Genomic DNA, 26,241 nt, shown 5'->3' with positions numbered 1-26,241 from the left:
CCCCCCCCCCCCCCCCCCCCCCCCCCCCCCCCCCCCCCCCCCCCCCCCCCCCCCCCCCCCCCCCCCCCCCCCCCCCCCCCCCCCCCCCCCCCCCCGGGCTCCGCCCCCAGACCCCCGCTCCTCAATCGCCGGAGGGGCTTGAGTTACCCCGGTCGTCCGGTGCGGGCCTGCCGGAGGGGCTGGAAATGTTCGGGCGGTCCCCCGACTTCGCCGCCGCCGCCATCTCCTCCAGCCGCGCCAGCATCGGCATCGGGTCCACCCCCACCGTCCCCGGCAGGAAGTCCGCGATCCGTTCCGGGGTCCAGGCCCCCTCCCCGTACGCCGCCCGCAACTCCCTCGGCTGGGCCCAGACCGCGATCTTGGGCCCGGCGATCGTGTACACCTGCCCGGTGATCCGTTCCTCCCGCGCCCGCTCGCTCAGCAGGTAGACGACCAGCGCCGCCACGTCCTCCGGCTCCCCGATCTCCTTCAGCTCCATCGGCACCCCGGCCGACATCCGGGTCCGGGCGACGGGCGCGACCGCGTTCGCCGTGACGCCGTACTTGTGCAGGCCCAGCGCCGCGCTGCGCACCAGCGAGATGATCCCGCCCTTCGCCGCGCTGTAGTTGGCCTGGGAGACGCTGCCCTGGTGGTTGCCGCTGGTGAAGCCGATCAGCGTGCCCCCGCCCTCCTGCTTCCGCATCACCGCCGACGCGGCCCGGAAGACCGTGAACGTGCCTTTCAGGTGCGTGGCGAGGACCGGGTCCCATTCCTCCTCGGACATGTTGAACAGCATCCGCTCGCGGAGGATCCCGGCCACGCAGACCACCCCGTCGAGCCGGCCGTACTCCGCGAGCGCGGTCTCCACGATCCGCTGCCCGCCCGCCATCGTGGAGATGTCGTCGGCGACCGCGACCGCCTCGCCGCCCGCCGCCTCGATCTCCTTGACGACGGACCGGGCGATCTCGCTGGTCGGTTCGGAGCCCTCGACGGAGACGCCGTAGTCGTTGACGACGACCCGCGCCCCCTCCGCCGCCGCGGCGAGCGCGACCGCCCGCCCGATGCCCCGGCCGGCGCCTGTCACGGCGACCACCCTGCCTGCCAAGAAGTTCCCCATGCCCGGCCCCTTCCCGCGGTTTCTGACGGACCGTTAGATTTTACGGGCAGTCAGATACTCCGGCACAAGACCCAGGAGGTCCCCATGTCCCTGCCGGCCGAGTTCCACGAGATCGCCAAGCGCGTCAACAACTGGGGCCGCTGGGGGAAGGACGACGAACTCGGAACGCTCAACCTGATCACCGACGCCGTCGTCCGGGAGGCCGTCGCGACCGTGCGCACCGGCCGCCGGATACCGCTCGCCCTGCCGCTCCAGCAGGACGGGGTGCAGAGCGGGCTCATCCCGGGCCGGATCAATCCGCTGCACACGATGGTCCAGATCAACCAGGAGCTCTTCGGCCCCGATACGGTCGCCACCAGCGACGACGCCGTCACCATGGGGCTCCAGGCGGCCACCCACTGGGACGCCCTGACCCACGCCTCGCACAGCGGGAAGATCTACAACGGCCGCCCGGCGGACACGATCACCGCCCACGGCGGGGCCCGGTTCTCCTCGATCGCCGACGTGGAGCACCTCGTCTCGCGCGGTGTGCTGCTGGATGTCGCCCGCGCCCGGGGCGTGGACCGGCTGCCGGGCGATCACGCCGTGACGCCGGAGGACCTCGTGGCGGCGGAGGAGTTCGGGAACGTGACCGTACGGGCCGGGGACATCGTGCTCGTACGGACCGGGCAGGTGCGCCTCGCGCTGGCCGGGGACCGGAACGCGTACGGCTATCCGTCGCCGGGGCTCTCGGTGCGCACGCCCGAGTGGTTCCACGCCCGGGACGTGGCGGCGGTCGCCAACGACACCCTGACCTTCGAGATCTTCCCGCCGGAGATCGAGGACCTGTGGCTGCCGGTGCACGCGCTGCACCTGGTCGAGATGGGCCTGCTCCAGGGCCAGAACTGGAACCTGGAGGCGCTGTCCGACGCCTGCGCGGAGGAGGGCCGGCACGCCTTTCTGCTCAGCGCGACGCCGGAGCCGTTCGCCGGGGCCACCGGTTCACCGGTCGCCCCGGTCGCGGTCCTGTGAACAGCGTCCTGTGACCGGCCGGGGAGGGGCCGCGGTTCTCAGGCCAGGTTCTTGGTGAAGAGGCAGGTGGGCGGCTCGCAGGCGTCGGCGCCCGTGCCCGTGCCCGTGCCCGGGACCGGGGGCTTCTCCGGGCCCCGCACCGGCCCGCTCCGGTCGACCTCGCACCAGATCTGCTTCCCGGCGCCCTCCGGCAGCCAGCCCCAGCGGTCCGCGAGGCCGTCCACCAGCTCCAGGCCCCGGCCGCCCGTCTCGTCGCCCTCCGCGTGCCGCTGGAGCGGGGGGCAGTCGCTGGCGTCCGCGACCTCGACCCGGACGGTCCCGGCCGCGCCGGAGGACCCGGCCCCGCCGAAGAGCATCCGCAGCACGGCGGGACAGCCCGTATGGACGACGGCGTTGGTGACGAGCTCCGAGATCAGCAGGATGAGCGTCTCGGCGAGCGGCTCGTCATCCCCTATCCCGGAACCGACCAGACGCGACCGCGCCCACCTACGGGCCCGCCCCACCTCTGCGGGATCCGGACCGACCTCCAGCTGAACCTGAAGCACCTGCACCGCTCACACCATCCGAACCGGCGGACACATCGCCTCGCGCCTCCTCAGGGTCACGGAACGTGATTCCCTTACGCGACAGCATGGTTGACGTACAGTCACCGCAACAAGCGCTTCGGGCATATTCCAGCGCGAAGGAGTACGCGTGGTGCATACTGTGCGACGCACGCTGCGGGGAGTCGAACAGGAGCGCGCAGAGACTGCGAGAAACGCTCTTCGGGCAGGCCCGGCACATCTCCGGCGAGCGCCCTCGCCCGGGACCGGGGCCGCCGCACAGGCCGCCCCCGGATCGCCCGGTTCCAGAACCACTCGCATCCCACGGAGCGTACCCGAGCCGGGCCCCGACTCCACCCGGTGACGAATCACGCAAAGGACACAAGCCGGTATCGGTGCCGCACGGCTGCGCTGTGTCACCCTCCACCCCCGGCTTCCACCGGCCTCCGCCCGGGCGCCGCCGGGCCGCCGGGCCCCGGCCGCGCGGCCCCCAGGCCGGCGGCCAGGAGCTCCTCCGCCCCGGCCCGGTCGAGCAGGCTCGCGGACCGGAGCCAGGCCCGTTTCAGATGGAGGTGAACATCTGCCTCCCAGGTGAAGCCCATCCCGCCGTGGATCTGGAGGCAGTCGCGGGCGTTGTGCACGGCGGCCTCGTCGGCGAGCAGTTTGGCCGCCGCGATCTCCACCGGGTCGCCGGTCACGGCGGCCGCGTACACGGCGGCGCGGGCCGGTTCGGTGCGGGCGAGCATGTCGGCACAGAGATGTTTGACCGCCTGGAACGATCCGATGGGCGATCCGAACTGCTCGCGGTCCCCGGCGTGTTGAACGGCCGTCTCGGTGGTCCGGGCGGCGCTGCCGAGCTGTTCGGCAGCAGTGAGAAGCGCCCCCTCGTGGCGAAGTGCGCCGGGGTACGCCCGGTATGCCTCGGTGGCTGCCGCGCGCCCCGCCACCCGGTGCAGCGGGGTGAGCGGGTCCATCGACCGTACGGGCCGGGCGGCGGCGACGAAGGCGCGCAGCGCCTCCCCGGTGAGCGTCTCGGCGCCCATCAGCACCGCGTCCGCCTCCGCCAGGTGCGCCACCGGCAGCTCTCCGTCCACGGCGGTCACCACCGCCTCGCCCTCGGCGGCGCCCTTCACCCGGCCCGCCGCGAGGTGGGTGGCGACCAGGGGCCCCGGCAGCAGCGCCCGGCCCGCCTCCTCGAAGAGCAGCACCGCCTCGGGCAGCCCGAGGCCCACCCCGCCCGCCTCCTCCGGCAGCCGCAGCGCGAAGAACCCGGCCGCGCCCAGCTCCCGCCACAGGGCCCGGTCCAGGGCCCCGCCCCGGTCCACGGCCGCCCTCAGCCGGTCCCGGTCGAACACCGCCCCGAGCAGATCGCGCATGCCGGACCGCAGGGCCCGCTGGTCGTCCGAGAGCTGGAAGTCCACGGTGGCCTCAGCGCCCCTTCGGCAGGCCGAGGATGCGCTCGGCGACGATGTTCCGCTGGATCTGGGAGGTGCCCGCGGCGATCGTGTAGGAGAGGGAGGAGAGCCGGTCCAGCACCCATTCCCGGTCCAGGTCGAACGCGCCGCCGCCCCCGAGCACCTCGGCCGCCGCCTCGTACAGCTCCTGGCGGGCCCCGGAGTAGCGCAGCTTGAAGACGGAGCCGCCGATGCCGGGGACCCCGCCGGTGCGCTGGGACTCGCTGACGTTCCACTGGGTCAGCCGCCACAGGGCCCGCAGCTCGGCGTTCAGGCGGCCCAGTCGCCTGCGCAGCACCGGATCGTCCCACCGCCCGTTGCGCCGGGCCTCGTCGGCGAGCGCGTCCAGGGTGCGGCGGCAGGCGACGACCTCGCCGACGAAGGCCGTACCGCGTTCGAAGGAGAGGGTGACCATGGTGACCCGCCAGCCGTCGTTCTCCGCCCCCACGCGGTGGGAGACCGGCACCCGGACCTCGTCCAGGAACATCTCCGCGAACTCCGTGGACCCGGCGAGCGTCCGCAGCGGCCGGACCGTGATGCCGGGTGCGTCCATCGGCATCGCCAGCCAGCTGATCCCCCGGTGTTTCGGCGCGTCCGGGTCGGTCCGCACGAGCAGTTCGCACCAGTCGGCGACCTCGGCGTGCGAGGTCCAGATCTTGCTGCCGCTGATCACGTAGGCGTCGCCGTCGCGCACCGCCCGGGTCCGCAGCGCGGCCAGGTCGGAGCCCGCGTCGGGCTCGCTGAACCCCTGGCACCAGATCTCGTCGCCGCGCAGCACGGGCGGCAGCCAGCGGGCCCGCTGTTCGGCCGTGCCCTCGGCGGCGATGGTCGGGCCCGCGTGCAGCAGTCCGACGAAATTCGCCCCGACGTAGGGCGCCCCGGCCTTCTCGGTCTCCTCCAGGTAGATCAGGTGCTGGGTCGGGGTCGCGCCCCGCCCGCCCGCGTCGGCCGGCCAGTGCAGGCCCGCGTACCCGGCGTCGTACAGCATCTGCTGCCAGGCGGTGTCGTACGCCCGGCGCGCGGGCCAGTCGTCGGGCGAGGGCTTCGGGGGCAGCCCGGGAAGGACACCGGCCAGCCACTCCCGCAGCCGCCGCCGGAACTCCTCCTCGGCCTCCGTGTACGCGAGATCCACCGCCCTGTCCCCGCCTACTTGTCCCGGCCCGGGTCCAGGTCCAGGCCGAGCATCCGGATCGCGTTTCCGCGCATCAGTTTGTAGACGGTCTCGTCGTCCAGTCCCTTGACGTGGTCGAGGGCGACCTCCTTGGTGTGCGGGAAGGTCGAGTCCACGTGCGGGTAGTCGGTCTCGAAGGTGGCGTTGTCGCGGCCGACGACGTCCAGCGACGCGATGCCGTGCTTGTCGCGGAAGAAGCAGCAGAACATCTGCCGGTAGTAGTACGTGGACGGCGGCTCGGGGATCAGATCACGCACCCCGCCCCAGGCCCGGTGCTCCTCCCAGACGTCGTCGGCGCGCTCCAGGGCGTACGGGATCCACCCCATCTGGCCCTCGCTGTACGCCAGTTTCAGCGTCGGGAACTTCACCAGGACCCCGCTGAAGAGGAAGTCCATCATCGAGGCCATGGCGTTGTTGAAGGAGAGCGAGGCCTGTACGGCGGGCGGGGCGTCGGGGGACGCCGCGGGCATCTGGGAGCTGGAGCCGATGTGCATGTTGACGACGGTGCCGGTCTCCTGGCAGACCGCGAAGAACGGGTCCCAGTAGCCGGTGTGGATGGACGGGAGCCCCAGATAGGTGGGGATCTCGGAGAAGGTGACCGCGCGGACGCCCCGGGCCGCGTTCCGCCTGATCTCCGCGACCGCGAGGTCGATGTCCCAGAGCGGGATGATGCAGAGCGGGATCAGCCGGCCGCCGCTGTCGCCGCACCACTCCTCGACCATCCAGTCGTTGTAGGCGCGCACACAGGCGAGGGCCACCTCCTTGTCGTGCGCCTCGGCGAAGGTCTGCCCGCAGAAGCGCGGGAAGGTCGGGAAGCAGAGGGAGGCCTCGACGTGGTTGAGGTCCATGTCCTTGAGGCGTTCGGCCGGATCCCAGCAGCCGGGCCGCATCTCGGCCCGGGTGATGCCCTCCAGGGTCATGTCGTCGCGGTCGAAGCCGACGGCGGCGATGTTCCGCTTGTACGGGAACTTCAGGTCCTCGTAGATCCACCAGTCGGTGGGCGGCCCGTCCGGGTCCATGGTGATGACGTACTTCCCGCCCGTGTACGCCAGCTCGCCGATCCCCGCGGTGAGCGGCTGCGGTCCCCGCTCTCGGTACTTCGCGGGCAGCCAGGTGGAAAAGAGGTGCGCGGGCTCGATCACATGGTCGTCGACGCTGACGATCCGAGGCAGTTCCGTATCCGTCATGGTGTCGTCCCCTCCGGCGCGCCCGGCGGTGTCCGGGGCGGTGGCAGTTTCTGATGACCCGTCAGATTGCAGTGCGGCACTCAGGCTAGCCCCGCACCCCTGGACCGACAAGGCGCGGAGCCCTACGCTCTCCGCATTATCTGACTGGCCGTCAGTTCGGAGGGACCGCTGTGACCGCCGTGAACGACGTGAACGACGTGACCGCAACCGCCCACGCCCTGGGCGCCTCCCGCACCTTCTGGGAGCTGATCGAACGCCGCGCCGCCCTCGCCCCCGACCGCCCGGTCCTGCTCCAGGAGGGCCGGAGTCTGACCTTCGGCGAGCTGCGGGACCGCGCCGAGCGGGTGGCCGCCGGGCTGTACGGGATGGGCGTGCGGGCGGGCAGCGTGGTGGCCTGGCAGCTGCCGACCCGGCTGGAGACGGCCCTGCTCTCCTTCGCCCTGACCCGGCTCGGGGCCGTACAGACGCCGGTCATCCCGTTCTACCGGGACCGCGAGGTGCGGTTCGCGCTGCGGGAGTCGGGGGCCGCGTTCTTCGCCGTGCCCGGCGTGTGGCGCGGCTTCGACCACACCGCGATGGCCGAGCGGATCGCCGCCGAACTCCCCGACCCACCGCAGGTCTTCGAGGCGTACGACGCCCTCCCCGACGGCGACCCGGCGGTGCTGCCGCCTCCGCCGGAACCGGCCTCCGGCGAGGAGGTCCGCTGGATCTACTGGACCTCGGGGACCACCTCGGACCCCAAGGGCGTCCTGCACACCGACCGTTCCCTCATCGCGGGCGGCTCCTGCCTGGCCCACGCGCTGAGGCTCACGGCTGCGGACGTGGGCTCGATGGCGTTCCCGTACGCCCATGTCGCCGGGCCCGACTACACGGTGATGCTGCTGCTGTACGGGTTCCCGGCGGTGATGTTCGAGCAGTTCGCGCTGCCGGACGCGCTGGCGGAGTACCGGCGGCACGGGGTGACGGTGGCGGGCGGATCGACCGCGTTCTACGCGATGTTCCTGGCCGAGCAGCGCAAGGACCCGGACCGCCCGCTCATCCCGTCCCTCCGCCTCCTCGCGGGCGGCGGGGCGCCGAAGCCGCCGGAGGTCTATCACGCGGTGGTCCGGGAGATGGGGGTCCAGCTCACCCACGGGTACGGCATGACCGAGGTCCCGATGATCACCATGGGCGCCCCGGACGACACGGTGGAGAACCTGGCCACGACGGAGGGCCGGCCGCCGGAGGGCATGGAGATCCGGATCACCGACGAGCACGGCAAGCCGCTCCCGTACGGCGTGGAAGGTGAGGTACGGCTGCGCGGGGAAGCGGTCTGCCGGGGCTATCTGGACGCGGACGCCTCCGCCGCGGCCTTCGACGCCGAGGGGTTCCTGATCACCGGGGACCTGGGCCGGGTCCGGGAGAGCGGGCATCTCACGCTCACCGGGCGGCTGAAGGACATCATCATCCGCAAGGGCGAGAACATCTCCGCCAAGGAGATCGAGGACCTGCTGCACACCCACCCCGCCGTCGCCGACGCGGCGGTGATCGGCCTGCCCGACCCGGAGCGCGGCGAACGCGTCTGCGCGGTGGTCGAACAGCCGCCCGGCGCACCGCCGCTGACCCTGGCCGCGCTCACCGCCCATCTGCGGGGAGCGGGCCTGTCCACGCACAAGCTGCCGGAGCAGGTGGAGGTGCTGGCCGAGCTGCCCCGCAACGAGACGCTGCGCAAGGTGCTCAAGTACAAGCTGCGGGAGCGGTTCGGCCGCTAGAACAGCCGTTACGGGGTCGGCGCGCCGACCCCGTAATGCCCGGGCTTCCTACGCGTCCGGCTCGATCACCGTGAAGTACACGGCGAACGCCGCCACCACATCGCTCTCCGCGACCCGCCCGTCCCGGTCCGTGTCCAGGCTCTGGGCGGCGATGCCCGCGATCTCGGCGCTCGCCCCGAGGACCCGGAGCGCCCGCTCCACCTCCGCCACCGACGCCCTGCCGTCGTTCCCGCCGTCCGCGACCGCGATGGCCGCCCGCAGGAACGGCCGGGCGATCTCGGCGAACCGCTCGGGGTTGTCCCGGAGCCGCTTCACCGCCCCGCCCGCGAACTCCTCACGGGTGACCCGCTGGTCCCCGTCCACATCGGCGATCCCCGCCATGCCCTGCCAGAAGGCCTCGGCCCCGGTGTAGAGCGCCTGCCCCTTGTCGCAGCGGGCCGTCGTACCGAACTCGGTGAGCAGACGGGCGGCTGCGGCGTTGAAATCGGCACGATCGATGTAGCCGTTGCCGTCCTGGTCGAAGGCGGCGAATCGGTGCGCGATCTTTCGCTCGTACTCTGCGCTGTCCATGCGGGGAGCGTACGACGCCCGGAGCGCCCACGTGTCACCGCGCAGCTCCTCCTGTGTGACAACCTCGCATCGGAGCCCGCCGCTTCAGGCGCTCAGCGGCCTGCACTCCTCGTCGGTCGCGGACAGTGCGTCCGGGTAGACCTCGAAGAGCCGGCGCACCCCGAGCGCACCGAGCACTTTGTTGACATGCGAACCGTCCTCCGCGCCCCTGGCCGGGAGAATCAGCCGCAGCCGGCCGCCGCAGGACTTCATCAGCCGGCGCGAGGCGATCAGCACGCCGACGCCGCTGGAGTCGCAGAAGAACACCTCGGAGAGATCGAGCACCACATCGTGCTGCCCCTCCGCCACCGCCTCGTGGACGGACTGGCGCACGACGGGCGAGGTCACCAGATCGAGTTCACCGCTGATGCGCAGCACGGTCCAGGAGCCCTGCTCCGCCTCGTCCACCTTGAGCGTCACGCGACTGGACCTCTCGTTCCGGGGCTTCCGGCAATCCGGAAGTTTCCGTTCCTCCACGCGGCTGCCCAACCGCACCCCCATGAAACACCGACGCGCCCATCGAGGCCCAGGAGGTTTCCGGTGGAAAGACGCGCTTCGGCCCGTTTCCGCTGTTCAGAGGGGCCGAGGAGGCAGCCGGGCCGAAAATCGACTACCGTCGTCGGCCACGCGTCGCCAGAAGAGAGTTGCCGCAAAGGCGCGTGCACCGCACACCCGGCGGACTACATTCGGTCATCACGGGCACAGGGCGGATCACGGAGCTGGGCGACAGGGCCGGGGGCTTGGGGGGTTCATGGCGAAGGACACGGCACCCCGCTGGGACCGCAGGATGCAGCAGAGGCTGGCCCGCGGCGAGGCGGCGGCGCTCGGAGAGCTCTACGACCGGTTCGCGGCCCTCGTCCACAGCCAGGCGCACCGGATGCTCGACGACGAGGACGCCGCCGATCTGGTGACCCGCGAGGTCTTCGCCCAGGTCTGGGAGAACCCCGAGGCGTACGACCCGAAGCAGGGCTCGATGCGCTCCTGGGTGGCCCGCCTCACCCACCGCCAGTCCGTCCAGCGGCTGCGCCGCGCCGCGACCTCGTCGTACGAGGCGGAGCACGGCGAGGGCGCGGTGCCCGACCCGGAGGAGCTGGAGCGGCGGGTGCGCAGCGCCACGGCCGCCGCCCGCGCCGACTACATCGTCTCCTCGATGCCCGTACCGCTGCGGCAGGCCCTGGAGCTGGCGTACATCCAGCGCCGGGACTACCGGCAGACCGCCGCCGATCTCGGGGTCACCGAGGACGAGGCGCGCCGGCGGCTCCGGCTGGGGCTGCAACTGCTCTCCACGGCGAACGCCCGCCCGCTCGAAGGGTCCTCGCCACCCGGTTACGGGCGGGCCCTGTGAGCGGCGACGGACGGGAGAGCGAGGGCGGCGAGGAGGAGGTGCGCGGTGCTCGCCGGATACCGGGCCCGCGCGGGGCGGCGGACGACCTCGACCTGGAGTCGGTGGTGCTGCCTCCGCTGCCGCCGCCCGGCGGGACGAACGCCCCCGCCGAGGCCGTACCGGAGCAGGCCACGCCGGAGCACGCCGTACCGGAGCAGGCTGCGCCGGAACAGGCCGCGCCGGAACAGGCCGTACCGGAGCCGCTCATGACCTCCTCCTCCTCCTCCTCCTCCTCCGCCGCCGCCTCCTCCTCCTCTTCTTCCTCCTCCGCCGCCGTCCCGGTCCTCCCCCACCGGGTCCTCAAGGCCCTGCTCGGCGCCTGGGCGCTGTCCGCCTGCTCGGCCGAGGAGACCGCCGCCGTGGAGGAGCACCTCACCGAGTGCGCCCCGTGCGCGGACGAGGCGCTGCGGCTGCGGGACGCCGTGGGGCTGCTGCACACCGACGGCTCCCTGGACCTCGACCCGACGCTGCGGTCCCGGGTGATGGACGGCTGCCTGGGGCGCCGCCCGGCCCGGATCCCGGTGCCGGAGTGGGCCGCCCCGTACGACGCCGAGACCGCCCGGCTCGACGCGCTGCTCCGCGACATCGGGGACTCGGAGTGGCACGCGCCGGTGCGCCTGCAGTGGTTCGAGGAGGAGCGCGAGGTCAGCCGCAGGACCACGGTCGCCGGTGTGCTCGGCCACCTGATGGCGGTGGACGGGCTGCTGTCCGCCGCGCTCGGGCTCGACGACCCGCTCGGCGGCGGCGAGGTGCCGCTGGACCCCACCGAACGCACCGAGTCGTACTGGTCGGCGGCCGGTCCGCCGCCCACCCGGGCCGTCCGCGAGCCCTGGCGGGCCCAGAGCCACGAGCTGATCCGTACGGCGTCCTTCGCCGGGCGGAACGTCGCCGAGACCTCCGTCTCCTACGGCTCCTTCGCCCTGCCGCTCCAGGACGCGGCTCTGGACCGGGCCTTCGAGTGCTGGGTGCACGGCGGGGATATCGCGGAGGCCGTCGACTACCCGTACCGGTCGCCGTCGGCGGCCCATCTGCACCGGATGATCGACCTGGCGGCCCGGATGCTTCCGGCCGCCCTCGCGGGGCGCCGCAGCGCCGGACTGGCCGGACCGGCGAAGGACCTGGTCGCGGCCGGGGCGCCGGGCCGCTCGCTCCATCTGGAGATCGAGGGCCACGGCGGGGGCGACTGGTACATCGCGCTGGACTCGCCCGCCGCCGTCGGCTCGCCCGAGCGCGCGGTGGCGCAGGTGGCCCTGGACGGGGTCGAGTTCTGCCGGCTCGTCGCGGGCCACATCTCGCCGGTGGAAGCGGCGGCGGGCCAGGAGGGCGACCGCGAGGCCATCCGCGACGTGCTGTTCGCGACGGCCTCGCTCAGCCGGCTCTAGAGGGCAGCCGGCTTGAGGGCAGCAGGCCCTACGCGAAGATCACCGTACGGCGGCCGTTGAGCAGGATGCGCCGCTCCGCGTGCCACTTCACCGCGCGCGCCAGCGCCTGGCACTCCACGTCCCGGCCGATGGCGACGAGCTGGTCCGGCGTCACGTCGTGGCCGACGCGCTCGACCTCCTGCTCGATGATCGGGCCCTCGTCGAGGTCGGCGGTGACGTAGTGCGCGGTCGCGCCGATCAGCTTCACCCCGCGCGCGTGCGCCTGGTGGTAGGGCTTGGCGCCCTTGAAGCTCGGCAGGAACGAGTGGTGGATGTTGATGATCCGGCCGCTCAGCTGCTTGCACAGGTCGTCGGAGAGGACCTGCATGTAGCGGGCGAGGACGACCAGCTCCACGTCCTCCTCGCGGACCAGCTCCAGGAGCCGCGCCTCGGCCTCCGCCTTGTTGTCCTTCGTCACCGGGAGGTGCCGGAAGGGGATGCCGTACGAGGCGACGAGCTCGGCGAAGTCCGTGTGGTTGGAGACGACGGCCGCGATCTCGACCGGCAGCGCCCCGGTGCGGGAGCGGAACAGCAGGTCGTTGAGGCAGTGGCCGAACTTGCTGACCATCAGCACGATCCGCATGCGCTCCGCGGACCGGTGGATCTGCCACTCCATCCGGAAGGCCTCCCCGATCGCGGCGAAGCTGGCGCGCAGCTTGTCCACCGTCACGGTGGCGTCGGCGGAGAAGTGGACGCGCATGAAGAACAGGCCCGTGTCGTGGTCCCCGAACTGCTGACTGTCCTCGATGTTGCAGCCGGTCATGAAGAGATAGCTCGACACGGCGTGCACGATGCCCTGTTTGTCGGGACAGGAGAGCGTGAGGACGTACTGCTCGGTCGCGGCGGCGTCCGAGGCGGCGGCGGGGGCGGGGGCGGGGGCGGGCTGCGGCGCGGTCATCCTCGTAGCGTGCCACACCCGCCCGACGTCAGGCCGCTCTGGTCATGATGCGGATGACGTCCAGCGAGCGCGGCGGTATGTCCGGATCCTCCGCGTCGTTGGTGGCGAGCATCACATGGGCCTCGCGGGCCGCCTGGACGGCCTCGGGCCAGCCGTGGTGCTCCAGATAGGCGGAGACGGGGGCGTCCGCGCCGACCTGGTGCATGATCCGCAGCACCCGCAGCGCGGCGGCGTCCACGGCGGCGGCCTCGGCGGAGTCCCTGAATATGGTGCCGACGTACTTCTCGGCGGACCAGTTGTCGAGCCAGGTGTCCTCGACCAGGCGGTACACGGCGTCGGTGACGTCCCCGTACCCTTCCCGGCCGGCGAGCCAGCACTCGTGGTGGAAGGCGGGGTCGGAGAGCATGTGCAGCGCCGAGCGCACGTTGGTGCGCCAGCGCCACCACGGCATGTCAGTGAGCGGCATGCCGCCCATGGTGGAGGAGCGACGGCCGCGACGGGAAGAGTTCTCCGAACCTTGCTGCACGGTGCTCGATCGTACGTTCCTTCACACCGCCCCCGCACGGGCCCCCGTAATTCACCTGGACGTCACCGAGCGTTGAGGGCGGCACACCGCGCCGTTACCCCGGGCCCGGAAGGGTCCTGGTCCATGACCGGACGGCTACGCCCCACCTTTCCCCGCCCCTTCCCGGGCGTCATCAGCGCGGCGGCGGCGGGGGCGGTGCTGCTGTCCGGCTGCGGTGTGCTCCCTGGAGTCTCGGGGGGATCCAGGGAGCCCGTCACCGTCATGACCTGGGCGCCCGACCGGTCGGAGAACATCAACGCGGTGAAGATGTCCGGGGTGCCCGCGATGGCGCAGACGTACGCCCGCTGGGTCAACGACACCGGCGGCATCGACGGGCGCGAGCTGCGGGTGATCGTCTGCGACGAGGCCGACACCGCGATCGGCGCCGAGCGGTGCGCGCGGGAGGCCGTCGGGAAGAAGGTGGCCGCCGTCGTCGGTTCGTACAGCCGCCACGGGCAGAGCTTCATGCCCGCGCTGGAGGCGGGCGGCGTCCCGTACATCGGCGGCTACGGCGCTTCCACCGAGGAGTTCAGCAGCTACCTCTCGTACCCCGTCAACGGCGGCCAGCCGGCGCTGCTGGCCGGTCACGGGCGGCAGTTGGGCGACAGCTGCGAGCGGGTCTCGCTGGTGCGCCCCGACTCGATCAGCGGCGACGGCATGCCGCCGCTCCTGAACAACGGGCTGCTGGCCGCCGACCGGCCCGCCTCCACCGACATCCTGGCCCCCGAGGACGCCACGTCCTACGACGACCAGGCGGCGAAGGCCCTGGAACGGTCCGATGGCAGCTGTGTGACCGCGGTGCTCGGCGCCCGGACGGAGACGTTCTTCGACTCCTTCCGCCGTCTGGAGCCGGACGGCGAGCGGGTCAGGATCTCCTCCGTGCTGGGCAGTGTCAGTCAGCCGCTCATCGACCGCACGGGCGGCCGGAACAGTCCCTTCGAGGGCGCGTACGTCACCGGCTGGTACCCGGACGCGAAGAACGCGCGCTGGAAGGAGATGCGCGAGGTGATCGGGAAGTACGCCTTCGGGGACAACCGCATCGACCCGGACGACACCGCCGTGCAGACGACGTGGATCGCGTACACGGTGCTGCGGGCGGTCGTCCGGGCGCTCGACGACGGGGACGTCACATCGGGGCGGGTCGCGTCCGCCCTCAACCGGGGCGTCGAGGTCGACACCGGCGGCCTGACCCCGACGCTCCGCTGGCGCTTCAAGGACCTGGTCGGCACGTTGAGCTACCCGCGCATCGTCAACACGAAGGTGACGTTCCAGGTGGTCCGCGAGGGCCGTCTCACCGCCCAGAGGAAGGGCTTCGTGGACGTCTCGGACGCCCTGACGGACGCCCCGCGCGGCTAGGGCCCGGCGGGCCGTCCGTCAGGACCCGGCCCGGGTCAGAGCTCGACGTAGGTGTGCTTGGTGAGGCCGTACTTCACCGCGATCGCGTTCCACAGCTTGGACGCCTCGCGCTTGGCCTGGGTGGCCACCCCGCTCTGCTGGTTGGCCCTGGCCGTCGCGCTCGTCGACCGGGCCTGGCCGCCCTTGCAGACGGACTTGTTCTTCTTGGCCTGCCGCGCCCAGGTGGCGTAGTGCTCGTCGGCGGCGGCGGAGGCCTTCCACGCCCGGTTGAGCGAGGCGGCCAGCTCGGCGTGCTGCGGGAGCTTGTCGACGGTCAGGCCTTCGAGCCGGGTCACCAGGTCACGGCGCTGCTGGGCGGCGCCCTTGAGGTCGGTGTTCGCCTGGTCCAGTTCCTTGCAGGACTTGATCTTCTCGACCGCGCCGATCACCGCGGCCCGGCTGTTGTTGCTGTCGGCCAGCAGCTTGTCCAGCGCCTCGGCCTGCGGCTTCGCCGGGTCGGGCGCGGCCTTGGTGGTGGGCTCGGCCTCGGCCGGTGAACTCTGCGCGGCGACCGGCTGCTTGTCGTCCTTGCCGGAGTCGTCGCCACCGCTCATCAGCCAGCCCGCGCCGAGCCCGACGACCGCGCAGCCGACGACGACCGCGGCGATCAGCGGGACGTGCGCGGAGCGCCGGCGCGGAGCCCCGCCGCCCGGCTGCGGGACCGGCCCGTCCTGCTCGGCGCGGCCCTGGAGGCCCTGGAGGCCGGACTGGTAGCCCCCGGGGTCCTGCGGCGGCAACGGGCCGCCCTGGGGCTGCTGCTGGGGCTGGTAGCCCTGCTGCTGGTACGGGGACGGGGGCTGCTGCTGGTACGGCGGGGGCTGCTGCTGCCCCGCGTCGAACTGCGGCATCTGCTGCGTGGCGCCCGCCGGTTCCTCCGTACGGAACAGGTTGTCGAACTCCGCGGGCGGCTGCCGGTCCCCCGGCGCGCCCGGCCTGATCCCGTACGGGGCCCCTCCGGGCACCGGGGGTATGTACTGGGTCGCGTCGGCGTCCCCGCCGCCCGGCACGGGCCCCACGGGACCGGGGCCGCCCGGGACGGGCGCGATGAACTGCGTGGCGTCCGCGTCACCACCGGGAGCACCCTGACCGGCCTGACCGCCCGGACCGGCCTGACCGGCCTCCGGGGGAAGCGGCTGCGCGTACGGCTGGGGCTGGTGCTGAGGCTGCTGCTGCTCGTGCTGCTGGGGGTACTGCGGCTGGTACCCGCCGGGCTGCTGCGGCTCCTGCGGCTGCTGCTGGTAGGAGCCGGGCTGCAGCTGGGAATGCTGGGACTGCTGCGGCTGCTGATACGCCCCGGGCTGCTGGTACGCCTCCGGGCCCGGCGGCTGCTGCTGCGCGGGCGGCAGGGGCTGCGCCGGCGGGTAGCCGTAGTGCCCCTGCCCCTGCCCCTGAACCTGCTGGTCCGGCTGCGGCGGCCCGGCGGACTGCGGCCCCCACTGCTGGCCCCACGGCTGACCGCCCGCGGGCGCGCCCTGCTCGCCCTGTCCGGCCGCGGGCGCCCCCGGGGTCCAGGGGGCTCCGCCGTCGGCGGGCAGCACGACACCCTCGTGCGCGGGTCGTGCGGCGGGGAGCTGTTGCTCGCCGCCCTGTCCGCCCTGTCCGCTCTGCGTCACCGGGACTCCTACATGTGAACCTACGGAATCGTCGGCTCACGCTATCGGGTGGTCACCCGCCTCCGCCAAGCGCGTGGTGCCCCTCACGACCCCTTCACAGGGCGGGTAACATCCCGCGTCCCGGCGACGCTGTTAACGGTCGGACCGCGCCGGACGCGGCCCGGACCGCACCGAGGACCGCGCGCCCTCACGCCGCCTGGAGCTCCATCCGCTCGCCGAACTCCCGTACCGCGGGCTCCTCCCCGTAGGGCGCGAGCCGCTGCTGGAGGTCGTCGAGATATTCGGCACCCCGGCTGGAGCGCACCGTCGACAGCAACTCCATCGCCCGGGTCCCCGTGTGGCACGCCCGCTCCACCTCGCGCTGCTGCACCTGCGCCGAGGCCAGCAGCACCAGCGCGATGCCCCGGCGCCTGGCCCGGGTCTCCGGCAGCGCGGCCAGCGCCTCCTTGGCCCGCCGGGCGGCCTCGTGCGGCTGCCCCAGGTCCCGGTGGCAGTGGGCCAGTTCGTCCGCGAGGTAGCCCGCGTCGAAGTGCGCGATCCAGACCGGGTCGTCGCCGGTGTCCGGGTCGGCCTGCTCCAGCGCGGCGACCGCCCGTCCCGCCACCGCGTGGCAGGTCCGGGCGTCCCCGAGCAGGGCGTGTCCCCGGGCCTCCGCCGCGTAGAACATCGCCTGGGCGCGGGGGGTGACCTGTCCCCGGGCCCCTTCCTGGGCGGCGCGGGCCAGTTGGGCGATCTCGCGGGGGTTGCCGAGCTGGGCGGCGAGATGGCTCATCGACGCGGCGAGCACATAGCCGCCGTAGGCCCGGTCGCCCGCCGCCTGGGCGAGCCGCAGCGCCTGGATGTAGTAGCGCTGGGCGAGTCCGGGCTGGCCGGTGTCGACCGCCATGTAGCCGCCGAGCTCGGTGAGCCGGGCCACCGCGCCGAACAGCTGCCGCCCCACCTGTTCGCGGTACGCCCCCGAAAGCAGCCCGGAGACCACGCTGTTGAGGTAGTGCACGAGCACCGGCCGCACATGGCCGCTGCCGAACCGGTGGTCGAGGTCGGTCAGCGCGGCGGTCATCGCCCGCACCGCCTCGACGTCGGACATCCCGACCCGGGCCCCCGCCGCCCGCTCGACCTGCGCGTCCGGGCCCGAGATCAGCCAGTCCCGGCTGGGCTCGACCAGCGCGGACGCGGCGACCGCAGACCCGGTGAGCAGATCGCGGCGGCCCACGTCGCTGCGCCACAGCTCGCAGACCTGCTCGACGGCCCCGGCGGCGGTCGGGGCGTACTGGAGGCCGACGCCGGAGGCGAGGTTCTTGCCGTTGGCCATGCCGATCTCGTCGATCGTGACCGTACGTCCGAGCTTGCGGCCCAGCGCCTCGGCGATGATCCCCGGGGCGCGGCCCCGGGGCTGCTGGCCGCGCAGCCACCGGGCCACGGAGGTCTTGTCGTAGCGCAGATCGAGCCCCCGCTCGGCCCCGACCATGTTCACGCGGCGGGCGAGGCCCGCGTTGGAACAGGCGGCTTCCTGGATGAGCGTCTGGAGCCGTTCGTTGGGCTGGCGGGCTACGAGAGGCCTTGCAGCCATATGTCCCCCTGAAACATCGGTTATGTGCAGTGATCGGTGGAAGGGATCACTGCCCGGCACATACACAAGAAATGCGCATATTCCATCGGCATTCGGTACGACGGTCCCTGCGGCGGTCCTGGAGGTGGTTACCCGTCCTTCGGTGCGACGCCGCACGCGCGCCCCCGCCCATGCACCGATGCGCCCCGCGTGCAGGATCGATGCGCCGGGCCCGGTTCAGGGGAGGCCGTAACCCCTGGTGACGGCGGGAGTTGTGCTGGACGTGGAAGAGCCCATCGGAGTCACGGAAGCCGCACAGGTCCCCCAGCAGCGGGGCGAGCACCTGCTCGACGCCGCGGTGCGGTATGCGGAAGAGCGTCACTGGGACGTGTTCCCCGGCACCTGGCTGGAGGCGGTGGGCGGCAGGGAGCGGTGTTCGTGCGGCGACGCCGGCTGCGCCCTGCCCGGGGCCCATGCGGACCGGCCCGACTGGGCGGGACAGGCGACCGGCAGCGGGGCGGCGGCCCGGCGCATGTGGAGCAGGCAGCCCCGCGCCTCGGTGCTGCTGCCGACGGGCCGGGCCTTCGACGCGCTGGAGGTGCCCGAGTCCGCGGGCTTCCTGGCGCTGGCCCGGATGGAGCGGATGGACCTGACGCTGGGCCCGGTCACCTGCACGCCCGACCGCCGGATGCTGTTCTTCGTGCTGCCGGGAGCCGCCGGCAAGGCCGCCGAGCTGGTGCGCATGCTCGGCTGGAACGCCGAGGCGATCGACCTGACCGGCCGGGGCGAGGGCCACTACATCGCCGCCCCGCCCACCCGGGTGGGCGCCCGGGGGGCCGTGCAGTGGGCCCGCAAGCCCACCCAGACCAACCGCTGGCTGCCCGATGTCGACGAGTTGATCAGCCCGTTGGCGTACGCCTGTGCCCGTGAGGCGGCCGACGCCCGCACCCGGACCTCGTAGGACACCGGAGACCCCTCATAGGGGTGCCTTTCGTAGGGTGGTCCCCACCACGTGGGGATATCGAAAGGCTGTGCCATGCCGGACCGGGCAGATGCGCGTACGGAAACAGACGCGGCGACGGGTGGTGCCCACGAGGCACGGCCCGCCGTCCGCGTACAGGGGCTGTGGAAGCGGTTCGGGGAACAGGTCGCCGTCGCGGGGATCGATCTGGAGCTGCCCGCGGGGAAGTTCATCGGTCTCGTGGGGCCCAACGGGGCGGGCAAGACGACGACGCTGTCGATGGTCACCGGGCTGCTGCGGCCCGACATGGGGAAGATCGAGGTCGCGGGCCACGACGTGTGGACGGATCCGGTCGAGGTGAAGTCCCGGATCGGGGTGCTGCCGGAGGGGCTGCGGCTCTTCGAGCGGCTCTCGGGGCGTGAACTGCTCGCCTACAACGGCCGGTTGCGCGGTCTGCCGGGCGACGAGGTCGACAAGCGGGCCACGCAGTTGCTGGACGTGCTGGATCTCGCGGGGGCGCAGCACAAGCTGGTCGTCGACTACTCCACCGGTATGCGGAAGAAGATCGGGCTCGCGGCGGCCCTGCTCCACAACCCCGAAGTGCTGTTCCTGGACGAGCCGTTCGAGGGCGTCGACCCGGTCTCGGCGCAGACCATCCGCGGGGTGCTGGAGCGCTACACCCGGTCCGGGGCGACCGTGGTCTTCTCCAGCCATGTGATGGAGCTGGTCGAGTCGCTGTGCGACTGGGTCGCCGTGATGGCGGCGGGCCGGATCAAGGCGCAGGGCACGCTGGCCGAGGTGCGCGGCGACGCCCCCTCGCTGCAGAACGCCTTCCTCGAACTGGTCGGCGCGAGCGGCCGGGACGCGGGCGACTCCCTCGACTGGCTGGGCGGCGCCCGATGAGCGTGCTGGACGCCCCGGTCACCGCGACCGCCCCGGCGGCGCCGACGACGGGCCTGACCCCCATCTTCGTCAGGCTCAAGCTGACGATCCTGCGCAACGGGCTGCGGCAGTCGTCCGGGCGCACGGCGGCGTTCATCGTCTCCCTCGTCTTCACCCTGCTGCTCGCGGCGGGCCAGGTGCTCGGTCTGGTCCTGCTGCGCGGCAACGATCACGCGGGCACGGTCGTGGTGCTGCTGACGGGTGTCGTGGCGCTCGGCTGGGCGGTGCTGCCGCTGTTCTTCCCGAGCGGTGACGACACCCTCGACCCGACCCGGCTGGTGATGCTGCCGTTGCGGCCCGAGCCGCTGATCCGGGCCCTGCTGGTGTCCTCGATGGTCGGGATCGGCCCGCTGTTCACCCTGTGCCTGGTGGTCGGCTCGGTCCTGGCGCTGGCGCACGGGGCGGCGGGGATCGTGTTCGCGGTGCTCGCGGTCCCGCTGACGATGCTGCTGTGCGTGGCACTGTCCCGGGCGGTGGCCACGGCCAACGTACGGCTGCTGAACTCCCGCAAGGGCCGCGACCTCGCGGTGCTCAGCGGGCTGGTGATCGCGGTGGGCATCCAGTTCGTCAACTTCGGGGCGCAGCGGCTCGGCCAGTCCGGCGGGCTCTCCGCGCTGGACCCGGCGGCGGGCGTGGTCCGCTGGCTGCCCGGGGCTTCGGCGGTGGCGTCGGTGGACGCGGCGTCGGACGGTGCGTACGGGATCGCCGTCGCCCAGCTCCTGATCACGGTCGCCGCCCTGGTGGCGCTGATGTGGATGTGGCAGCGGAGCCTGGTGAAGCTGATGACCGCGCCGGACGGTTCGACCCTGGCGGCGGCGGAGCCGGCCCGTGAGGAGTCCGGGCGGGGCAGGCTGTCGGCGCTGCTGCCGGAGGGCCGTACGGCGACGGTGATGCAGCGCAGTCTGCGGTACGTGGCACGGGACCCGAAGACCAAGGCGGCCTGGGTGACGGCGCTGGCGGTCGGGGCGATCGTGCCGCTGCTCAACGCGCTCCAGGGCACCGGCTCGGTCTACTTCGCGTGCTTCGCCGCCGGGATGCTCGGCATGCAGATGTACAACCAGTTCGGCCAGGACACCTCGGCGTTCTGGATGGTGGCGCTGACGATCTCCTCGCCCCGGGACGCGTACGTCGAGCTGCGGGCGCGGGCGATGGTCCTGCTGCTGCTCACCCTGCCGTTCACGCTGGTCGTGTGCGCGGTGACGGCGGCGATGATCGGTGACTGGCGGTCGCTGCCGGGGGCGCTGGGCCTGTCCTTCGCGCTGCTGAGCTCGATGGTGGCGACGGGGGCGGTGGCCTCGGCGCTGTTCCCGTACTCGATTCCGCAGGAGGGCGCGTTCAAGAACGTGGTGCCGGGGCAGGGCGGTCTGGCCTGGATCTCGATCCTCGGCGGCATGCTGGCCGCCGCGCTGCTGTCGGCGCCGGTGATCGTGGCGACGATCTGGATGCACCTCGCGGACCACCACGACGCGCTGTGGCTGATGGTGCCGGGCGGGCTGGTCTACGGGGCGCTCATCGGGTGGGCGGGGCTGCGGTTCGCCGCGGTGCGCACGGCGAACCGGCTGCCGGAGATCCTGACGGCGGTCAGCAAGGGCTGAGCCGCCGCCTTCAGGGCTGCGCCTACGGCGACACCGGTTCGCGGTCGTCGTCGTGGTTGTCCTCGGCGAGCTGTTCCAGGAAGGGCTCCACGGCGGCCCGCCAGCCCTCCGGCTGGTCGTAGTGGACGAGGTGGCCCGCGTCCGCCACTTCCGCGTACTGCCCGCGGGGCAGGACGCGGACCATCTCCTGGGCCTCGGCGCGACCCAGCTCCCCGTCGAGGCCGCGCAGCACCAGCGCGGGGCACCGGACCTGGGCCAGCTCCTCCCAGTGGGCGTCGAAGACCCAGGTGGCGCGGGAGCGGAGCATCTGGCGGCGGGAGAAGACGGGGCGCCAGCCGTCCTCCCGCTCGGCCATCACCTCGGCGTAGAACTCGCCGCGCGAGGGGTTGGGCCGCTCCACCCAGGGATCGTCCTCGCCGAACCACTTCCGTACGTCGGCGAGGGTGGCGAAGGGCAGCGGCCAGGAGTCGAACCAGTCGCTCCACTCGCGCTGGGAGGCCGCGCCGAGGGCGGAGGCCCGCATGTCGCAGACGACGAGGGCGCGGACGAGGTCGGGGCGCTTGGCGGCGAGCTGCCAGCCTGTGAGCGCTCCCATGGCGTGGCCGACGACGGTGACGGGGCCGAGCCCGAGCTGTTCGATCGCGGCCTCGGCGTCGGAGACGTAGGCGTCGCGGGTGTACGGGCCGTCGGCGGGCTTGTCGCTCCGGCCGTGGCCCCGTTGGTCGAGGCCGACCGCGCGGTGCCGTTCGGCGAGCCAGCGGGCGGTCGGGGCCCAGTGCGAGGCCCGGCCCATCAGCCCGTGCAGCAGTAAGACCCCGGGCGCGCCGTCCGCTTCCGCGCGCCCCTTGGGCGGGTCGGCGAACTCCCATGCCGCGAGGCGTACGCCGTCGGTTCCGGTCACATCGATGCGCCGCACCATAGTCCTGGCACCCCCTTCTGGTCCTCGATCACCGTGTGGTCGCGCCCCGCCAGGCTATCGAACTCTTATTCGAAAACGGGGTTCCGCCACCCAAGACCCCACGTTCGAGTGACACCCGTCAAGGATTGACGTCGGCCGGCCTGGGGAGATCTTCAGCGGGAGGCGGGCCGCTCGGGGACAGGGGCCCGCGGGAACTGACCTTGAGAGCTCGGGGCTCCGGGTCAGCACAGGGGAGGAACGGCCCCGGCGCCTTCGGACGCCGGGGCCGCCCCCTGTCCGGGGACGGCACCCGGAGGGTGTCCCGACAACGATGGCGGGCGACGGCGCGAGGTGCCCCGCACCGGCCGGGACCAGTCCCTTCCGACGTGCGACGGGCACCGTGCGGCGCGCGTGGTGGTACGCGTGGTGGTACGACGGGTGCATTCCCTGCTCCCTCCCCGACCGTGCCGGCCGTGGCCGGCCGACACCCCCAGGTCCTCTGCCTGGCCTCAGCCTGGCATGTGACGCGTCCGGCCGCTGCCGTTCCGGACGGAAATCGGAAAGCGCACATCACGGTTGTGTTGCCGTGACCGGGACCGGCCCGGCGGCCGGGTCAGCGCTTGGCGACGAAGACGTGCGAGGCGACCTCGGAGTCGAGCTCGGCCGCCTCCCCGCTGGAGCCGACCAGCACCCCGCCGGGCGACTCGGTGACGCTGACGACGGACCCGGGCTGCACCCCGGCCCTGCGCAGCGTGTACATCAGCTGGGCGTCGGTCTGGATCGGCTCCCCGATCCGCCGCACCACCACGGTCTTGCCCTCGGAGCCCGGGTCCAGGTCGGCCAGGCTCACCATGGAGGCGTCCAGGAACGGGTCGGCCTCGGCCTTCTCGCCCAGCTCCTCCAGGCCCGGGATGGGGTTCCCGTACGGCGACTCCGTCGGGTGGCGCAGCAGCTCCAGCACCCGCCGCTCCACCGCTTCGCTCATCACGTGCTCCCAGCGACAGGCCTCGGCGTGGACCTGCTCCCACTCCAGGCCGATCACGTCCACGAGCAGACACTCGGCGAGCCGGTGCTTGCGCATGACGCGGGTGGCCAGGCGGCGGCCCTCCTCGGTCAGCTCCAGGTGGCGGTCCCCCGCGACCTGGACCAGTCCGTCGCGCTCCATGCGGGCCACCGTCTGGCTGACGGTCGGACCGCTCTGGTCCAGCCGTTCAGCGATACGGGCGCGCATGGGGACCACGCCTTCCTCTTCCAGTTCGAGGATGGTGCGGAGATACATCTCCGTGGTGTCGATCAGTCCGGACATACGTGCCCCTCGATGCTGTGACTAGAAAACGTCGTGCGATGGCCCTGCACCAATTCTGACGCATAGCACCGACAACCGTGCCGCCTCGGTGGAAGACCGGTGGAAGTGCGTACGGACAGGGTCGCAGGGCGCTATTGACAGGTCACTGGTCCAGACCGCAACGTGATCGGCGGCACAGCCATTCCCACCCCGCCGAAAGGGCCCTTCCCGATGAGCGACAGCAAGCTGGCCGGTCAGTTCTTCGATGCGGCGATCGGCCTGCTGACGCGGGTGCGGGACGAGGAGGCGGACAGCATCGCCGCCGCGGGCAAGGCCGTCGCGGACACCGTCGAGTCGGGCGGCCGGCTCTTCGCCTTCGGTGCGGGCCACTCCTCGCTGGCCGCCCAGGACGTCGTCTACCGCGCGGGCGGCCTCGCGCTGATGAACCTGCTCACCGTGCCCGGGGTGGTCGGCGTGGACGTCATGCCCGCCACGCTCGGCTCGGCGCTGGAGCGGGTGGACGGGCTCGCCTCGGCCGTCCTGGACTCCAGCCCCGCCACCGCCGGGGACCTCCTGGTGATCGTCTCGCTGTCCGGGCGCAACGCCCTGCCGGTCGAGATGGCGCAGAACGCCCGCGCCCTCGGGCTGAAGGTCATCGGCCTCACCTCGGTCGCGTACGCGGAGAACACCCGCTCCCGGCACGCCTCGGGCGGCTTCCTGCGGGACCACTGCGACATCGTCCTCGACAGCAAGATCGCGATCGGCGACGCGGAGCTGACGGCGCCCGGCGTCGAGGCCCCCTTCGCCCCCGCCTCGACGGTGGTGACCAGCGCGATCATGCAGGCGATGCTGGCGGCCGCCGTCGAGCACCTGGTGGCCCGGGGCGTCGAGCCGCCGATGCTGCGCTCGGGGAACGTCGACGGCGGCCACGAGTGGAACGGCCGGGTCATGACGGAGTACCGGGACCGGATCTTCTACCGCCACTGACCCCGGACTTCGGCTACCGCCACCGAGCCGCGGCCTCCGGGAGGCGCGTGGGAAGGGTGACCCGGGCCGTCAGCCCGCCGCCCGGGTTGGCGCTCGCGCCGGCGTCCCCGCCGTGCGCCCGCGCCACCGACGCCACGATGGAGAGCCCGAGGCCCGCGCCCTCGCCGGGCGCGTGACGGCGGGCCCGCGCGCGACGGAACGGCTCGAACAGCAGCGGCACGGTCGCCGGGTCCACCACGGGCCCGGTGTTGGCGACCTCCAGACCCTCCGGCCCGACCCGGACCCGCACGGTCCCGCCGGGGTGGTTGTGGCGCAGCGCGTTGGCGACCAGGTTGTGCACGAGGTGGTCGAGGAGGACCGCGTCGCCCTCGACCGTCACCGGCCGGGCCGTCACCTCCACGGTGATGTCCCGCTCCTCCGCCTCGGCGGACAGCGCCTCGGTGACCGTGGCGGTGGTCTCGTCGAGGGCGACCCTCTCCCGCCGCCTCAGCCCCTCGTCGGAGACCGCGAGGAGCAGCAGCCCCTCGATGAGCCGCTCGCTGCTCGCGGCGGTGTCGATGAGCTTGTCCCGGATCCAGGCGACCTTCTCGGGCGGCGGGTCGTCGGCGAGCCCGATCTCGGCGGCGGCCCGCTGCACGGCGAGCGGGGTGCGCAGCTCGTGGGCGGCGTTGGCGGCGAACCGCTGCCGGGCGGCGACCAGCTCCTGGATCCGGTCGAGCATCCCGTCGAAGGTGTCGGCCAGCTCCTTCAGCTCGCCGGGCGGGGCCTTCAGCGCGAGGCGTTCGTGCAGGTTGGAGCCGGAGAGCCGGCGGGCGCGGGCGGTGATGACGCCGACCGGCCGCAGCACCCGGCCCGCCATCCACCAGGCGAGGGCGACGGAGAGCGCGGAGTAGACGGCGAGGGAGACCCCGGAGACGGTCAGCAACTGGCTGAGCGCGGCGTCCCCGGCGGCGGTGCTGACCTTCTGCGCGACCGCGATCTGGCCGGGTTCGAGCACGGTGGCCCGCGCCCAGTCCGACGACGGCAGCATGGGGACGGTGGCGGAAACGCCGTCCGTCCGGGAGGCGGGGACGGCCGGGGCGACGGCGGTGCCGATGGTGGCGTACACGCCCTCGCTGACCAGCAGATAGACGATGGCCATGAGCAGGACGCCGGCCATGACCAGCAGTCCGCCGTACAGCGCGGCGAGACGGGTGCGCTCACTGTTCACCGGGCGCTCCCCGTACGGGCCTCGGGAACGTCCCCGATGCGGTAGCCGGCCCCCGGCACGGTCTCGATGACCGGGGGCGCGCCGAGTTTGGCGCGGAGCTTGGAGAGGGTGACGCGGACGGCGTTGGTGCGGTAGCTGGTGTCCTCCTCCCACACCTCCTCGATCAGGTCGTCGCCGCTGACGACCGCGCCCTCGGCCCGCAGCAGGGTTTCCAGCACGGCGAACTCCTTGCGGGAGAGGGAGAGGAAGCGGCCGTCGCGGCAGACCTGGCGGCGGGCGGTGTCCAGCCGCAGCCCGGCCCGTTCCAGGACGGGCGGCAGGGCGGGGCGGGCACGGCGGCCGAGGGCGAGGACCCGGGCGAGGAGTTCGTCGTACGCGAACGGCTTGGTCAGGTAGTCGTCGGCGCCGAGCCCGAGGCCGGCCACCCGGTCCCGTACGGTCCCGGCGGCGGTGAGCATCAGGATCCGGGTCAGCAGGCGCAGGTCGACGACCCGGCGGCAGACCTCGTCGCCGTGCAGCCCCGGCAGATCGCGGTCGAGGATCATCACGTCGTACGCGCCGAACCGCAGCCGCTCCAGCGCCGCCCGCCCGTCGGGGGCGATGTCCACGGCGACGGCGTCACGGCGCAGCCCCTCGGCGATCATCTCCGCCAGGAATTCCTCGTCCTCCACCACCAGCACGCGCATGGGCCCTGTGTACCCGAAAGCGATGTTTCGT

At 72.9% G+C, this 26,241-nt stretch carries 24 protein-coding genes; 9 read left to right on the top strand and 15 right to left on the bottom strand.

Annotation, left to right across the window (positions count from 1 at the left end; all coding sequences use genetic code 11):
• Window positions 1–121 precede the first annotated feature (121 nt).
• Window positions 122–1,096, bottom strand: coding sequence for an SDR family oxidoreductase (locus tag ACIQPT_RS21790; protein ID WP_401157550.1), 975 nt, complete (start codon window positions 1,094–1,096; stop codon window positions 122–124).
• Window positions 1,097–1,180: 84 nt separating this feature from the next.
• Between ACIQPT_RS21790 and ACIQPT_RS21785 the strand changes: the two genes are divergently transcribed.
• The gene (locus ACIQPT_RS21785) at window positions 1,181–2,107 is read left to right on the top strand and encodes a cyclase family protein (protein WP_401157549.1); all 927 of its coding nucleotides are present in this window, start codon (window positions 1,181–1,183) and stop codon (window positions 2,105–2,107) included.
• Between the two features lie 38 nt (window positions 2,108–2,145).
• On the opposite strand, the gene ACIQPT_RS21780 is transcribed toward ACIQPT_RS21785, so the two are convergent.
• The 4 genes from ACIQPT_RS21780 to ACIQPT_RS21765 all read right to left on the bottom strand — a co-directional run bounded on the left by ACIQPT_RS21780 (window position 2,146) and on the right by ACIQPT_RS21765 (window position 6,461).
• On the bottom strand, window positions 2,146–2,658 hold the full coding sequence (locus ACIQPT_RS21780; protein WP_401157547.1) for an ATP-binding protein: 513 nt from the start codon (window positions 2,656–2,658) through the stop codon (window positions 2,146–2,148).
• A 407-nt stretch (window positions 2,659–3,065) separates the two neighbouring features.
• Window positions 3,066–4,070, bottom strand: coding sequence for an acyl-CoA dehydrogenase family protein (locus tag ACIQPT_RS21775; RefSeq protein ID WP_401157545.1), 1,005 nt, complete (start codon window positions 4,068–4,070; stop codon window positions 3,066–3,068).
• A gap of 7 nt (window positions 4,071–4,077) precedes the next feature.
• Window positions 4,078–5,235, bottom strand: coding sequence for an acyl-CoA dehydrogenase family protein (locus ACIQPT_RS21770; RefSeq protein ID WP_401157543.1), 1,158 nt, complete (start codon window positions 5,233–5,235; stop codon window positions 4,078–4,080).
• Window positions 5,236–5,249: 14 nt separating this feature from the next.
• The gene (locus ACIQPT_RS21765; protein WP_401157541.1) at window positions 5,250–6,461 is read right to left on the bottom strand and encodes an amidohydrolase family protein; all 1,212 of its coding nucleotides are present in this window, start codon (window positions 6,459–6,461) and stop codon (window positions 5,250–5,252) included.
• A gap of 179 nt (window positions 6,462–6,640) precedes the next feature.
• Between ACIQPT_RS21765 and ACIQPT_RS21760 the strand changes: the two genes are divergently transcribed.
• Window positions 6,641–8,212, top strand: a complete 1,572-nt coding sequence (locus ACIQPT_RS21760; RefSeq protein ID WP_401157562.1) for a class I adenylate-forming enzyme family protein — start codon at window positions 6,641–6,643, stop codon at window positions 8,210–8,212.
• A gap of 48 nt (window positions 8,213–8,260) precedes the next feature.
• On the opposite strand, the gene ACIQPT_RS21755 is transcribed toward ACIQPT_RS21760, so the two are convergent.
• Window positions 8,261–8,782 carry an EF-hand domain-containing protein gene (locus ACIQPT_RS21755; RefSeq protein ID WP_401157539.1) on the bottom strand — a complete coding sequence of 174 codons (522 nt, stop codon included), beginning with the start codon at window positions 8,780–8,782 and terminating at the stop codon, window positions 8,261–8,263.
• Between the two features lie 84 nt (window positions 8,783–8,866).
• Window positions 8,867–9,241 carry an STAS domain-containing protein gene (locus ACIQPT_RS21750; protein ID WP_401157537.1) on the bottom strand — a complete coding sequence of 125 codons (375 nt, stop codon included), beginning with the start codon at window positions 9,239–9,241 and terminating at the stop codon, window positions 8,867–8,869.
• Window positions 9,242–9,572: 331 nt separating this feature from the next.
• On the opposite strand from ACIQPT_RS21750, the gene ACIQPT_RS21745 reads away from it, so the two are divergent.
• Entirely contained in the window at window positions 9,573–10,166 is a 594-nt protein-coding gene (locus tag ACIQPT_RS21745; RefSeq protein WP_401157535.1) for an RNA polymerase sigma factor, read from the top strand.
• Window positions 10,163–11,587 (top strand): zf-HC2 domain-containing protein, encoded by a 1,425-nt coding sequence (locus ACIQPT_RS21740; RefSeq protein ID WP_401157534.1) that lies wholly within the window; start codon window positions 10,163–10,165, stop codon window positions 11,585–11,587. Before ACIQPT_RS21745 ends, ACIQPT_RS21740 begins: the two co-directional genes overlap by 4 nt.
• A 28-nt stretch (window positions 11,588–11,615) precedes the next feature.
• On the opposite strand, the gene purU is transcribed toward ACIQPT_RS21740, so the two are convergent.
• Window positions 11,616–12,524 (bottom strand): formyltetrahydrofolate deformylase, encoded by a 909-nt coding sequence (gene purU / locus ACIQPT_RS21735; RefSeq protein WP_401157533.1) that lies wholly within the window; start codon window positions 12,522–12,524, stop codon window positions 11,616–11,618.
• 28 nt (window positions 12,525–12,552) lie between these two features.
• Window positions 12,553–12,999 carry a hypothetical protein gene (locus tag ACIQPT_RS21730; protein ID WP_401157561.1) on the bottom strand — a complete coding sequence of 149 codons (447 nt, stop codon included), beginning with the start codon at window positions 12,997–12,999 and terminating at the stop codon, window positions 12,553–12,555.
• 174 nt (window positions 13,000–13,173) lie between these two features.
• Between ACIQPT_RS21730 and ACIQPT_RS21725 the strand changes: the two genes are divergently transcribed.
• Window positions 13,174–14,445 carry an ABC transporter substrate-binding protein gene (locus ACIQPT_RS21725; RefSeq protein WP_401157532.1) on the top strand — a complete coding sequence of 424 codons (1,272 nt, stop codon included), beginning with the start codon at window positions 13,174–13,176 and terminating at the stop codon, window positions 14,443–14,445.
• 35 nt (window positions 14,446–14,480) lie between these two features.
• Here ACIQPT_RS21725 and ACIQPT_RS21720 read toward each other — a convergent pair whose 3' ends face one another.
• Together ACIQPT_RS21720 and ACIQPT_RS21715 are read right to left on the bottom strand one after the other, a co-directional pair.
• Window positions 14,481–16,097: a hypothetical protein gene (locus ACIQPT_RS21720; protein ID WP_401157531.1), complete on the bottom strand. Its 1,617-nt coding sequence runs from the start codon at window positions 16,095–16,097 to the stop codon at window positions 14,481–14,483.
• 187 nt (window positions 16,098–16,284) lie between these two features.
• On the bottom strand, window positions 16,285–17,667 hold the full coding sequence (locus tag ACIQPT_RS21715) for a transcriptional regulator (protein ID WP_401157530.1): 1,383 nt from the start codon (window positions 17,665–17,667) through the stop codon (window positions 16,285–16,287).
• 253 nt (window positions 17,668–17,920) lie between these two features.
• Here ACIQPT_RS21715 and ACIQPT_RS21710 point away from each other — a divergent pair, with 253 nt between their 5' ends.
• From ACIQPT_RS21710 to ACIQPT_RS21700, 3 genes are all read left to right on the top strand, one after another.
• Window positions 17,921–18,607, top strand: coding sequence for a bifunctional DNA primase/polymerase (locus tag ACIQPT_RS21710; RefSeq protein ID WP_401157559.1), 687 nt, complete (start codon window positions 17,921–17,923; stop codon window positions 18,605–18,607).
• A gap of 75 nt (window positions 18,608–18,682) precedes the next feature.
• Window positions 18,683–19,510 carry an ABC transporter ATP-binding protein gene (locus ACIQPT_RS21705; RefSeq protein ID WP_401157529.1) on the top strand — a complete coding sequence of 276 codons (828 nt, stop codon included), beginning with the start codon at window positions 18,683–18,685 and terminating at the stop codon, window positions 19,508–19,510.
• A complete protein-coding gene (locus ACIQPT_RS21700) occupies window positions 19,507–21,144 on the top strand; it encodes a transporter (RefSeq protein ID WP_401157528.1) in 1,638 nt (545 codons plus the stop codon). Before ACIQPT_RS21705 ends, ACIQPT_RS21700 begins: the two co-directional genes overlap by 4 nt.
• A 22-nt stretch (window positions 21,145–21,166) precedes the next feature.
• Here ACIQPT_RS21700 and ACIQPT_RS21695 read toward each other — a convergent pair whose 3' ends face one another.
• Both ACIQPT_RS21695 and ACIQPT_RS21690 read right to left on the bottom strand, forming a co-directional pair.
• Window positions 21,167–22,063, bottom strand: coding sequence for an alpha/beta fold hydrolase (locus tag ACIQPT_RS21695; RefSeq protein WP_401157527.1), 897 nt, complete (start codon window positions 22,061–22,063; stop codon window positions 21,167–21,169).
• Window positions 22,064–22,655: 592 nt separating this feature from the next.
• The gene (locus tag ACIQPT_RS21690) at window positions 22,656–23,348 is read right to left on the bottom strand and encodes a metal-dependent transcriptional regulator (protein WP_401157526.1); all 693 of its coding nucleotides are present in this window, start codon (window positions 23,346–23,348) and stop codon (window positions 22,656–22,658) included.
• Between the two features lie 210 nt (window positions 23,349–23,558).
• Between ACIQPT_RS21690 and ACIQPT_RS21685 the strand changes: the two genes are divergently transcribed.
• Entirely contained in the window at window positions 23,559–24,314 is a 756-nt protein-coding gene (locus ACIQPT_RS21685) for an SIS domain-containing protein (RefSeq protein WP_401157525.1), read from the top strand.
• Between the two features lie 13 nt (window positions 24,315–24,327).
• Here ACIQPT_RS21685 and ACIQPT_RS21680 read toward each other — a convergent pair whose 3' ends face one another.
• Together ACIQPT_RS21680 and ACIQPT_RS21675 are read right to left on the bottom strand one after the other, a co-directional pair.
• Window positions 24,328–25,524: a sensor histidine kinase gene (locus ACIQPT_RS21680; RefSeq protein ID WP_401157524.1), complete on the bottom strand. Its 1,197-nt coding sequence runs from the start codon at window positions 25,522–25,524 to the stop codon at window positions 24,328–24,330.
• Window positions 25,521–26,210 (bottom strand): response regulator transcription factor, encoded by a 690-nt coding sequence (locus ACIQPT_RS21675; RefSeq protein WP_401157523.1) that lies wholly within the window; start codon window positions 26,208–26,210, stop codon window positions 25,521–25,523. Before ACIQPT_RS21675 ends, ACIQPT_RS21680 begins: the two co-directional genes overlap by 4 nt.
• Window positions 26,211–26,241 lie beyond the last annotated feature (31 nt).

The sequence above is a fragment of the Streptomyces sp. NPDC091289 genome (genome assembly GCF_044757365.1).
In the GTDB taxonomy this organism is placed as follows: Bacteria; Actinomycetota; Actinomycetes; order Streptomycetales; family Streptomycetaceae; genus Streptomyces.
Note: the sequence above shows the minus strand (reverse complement) of the source record. Positions and strands in the feature narration are given on the sequence as shown.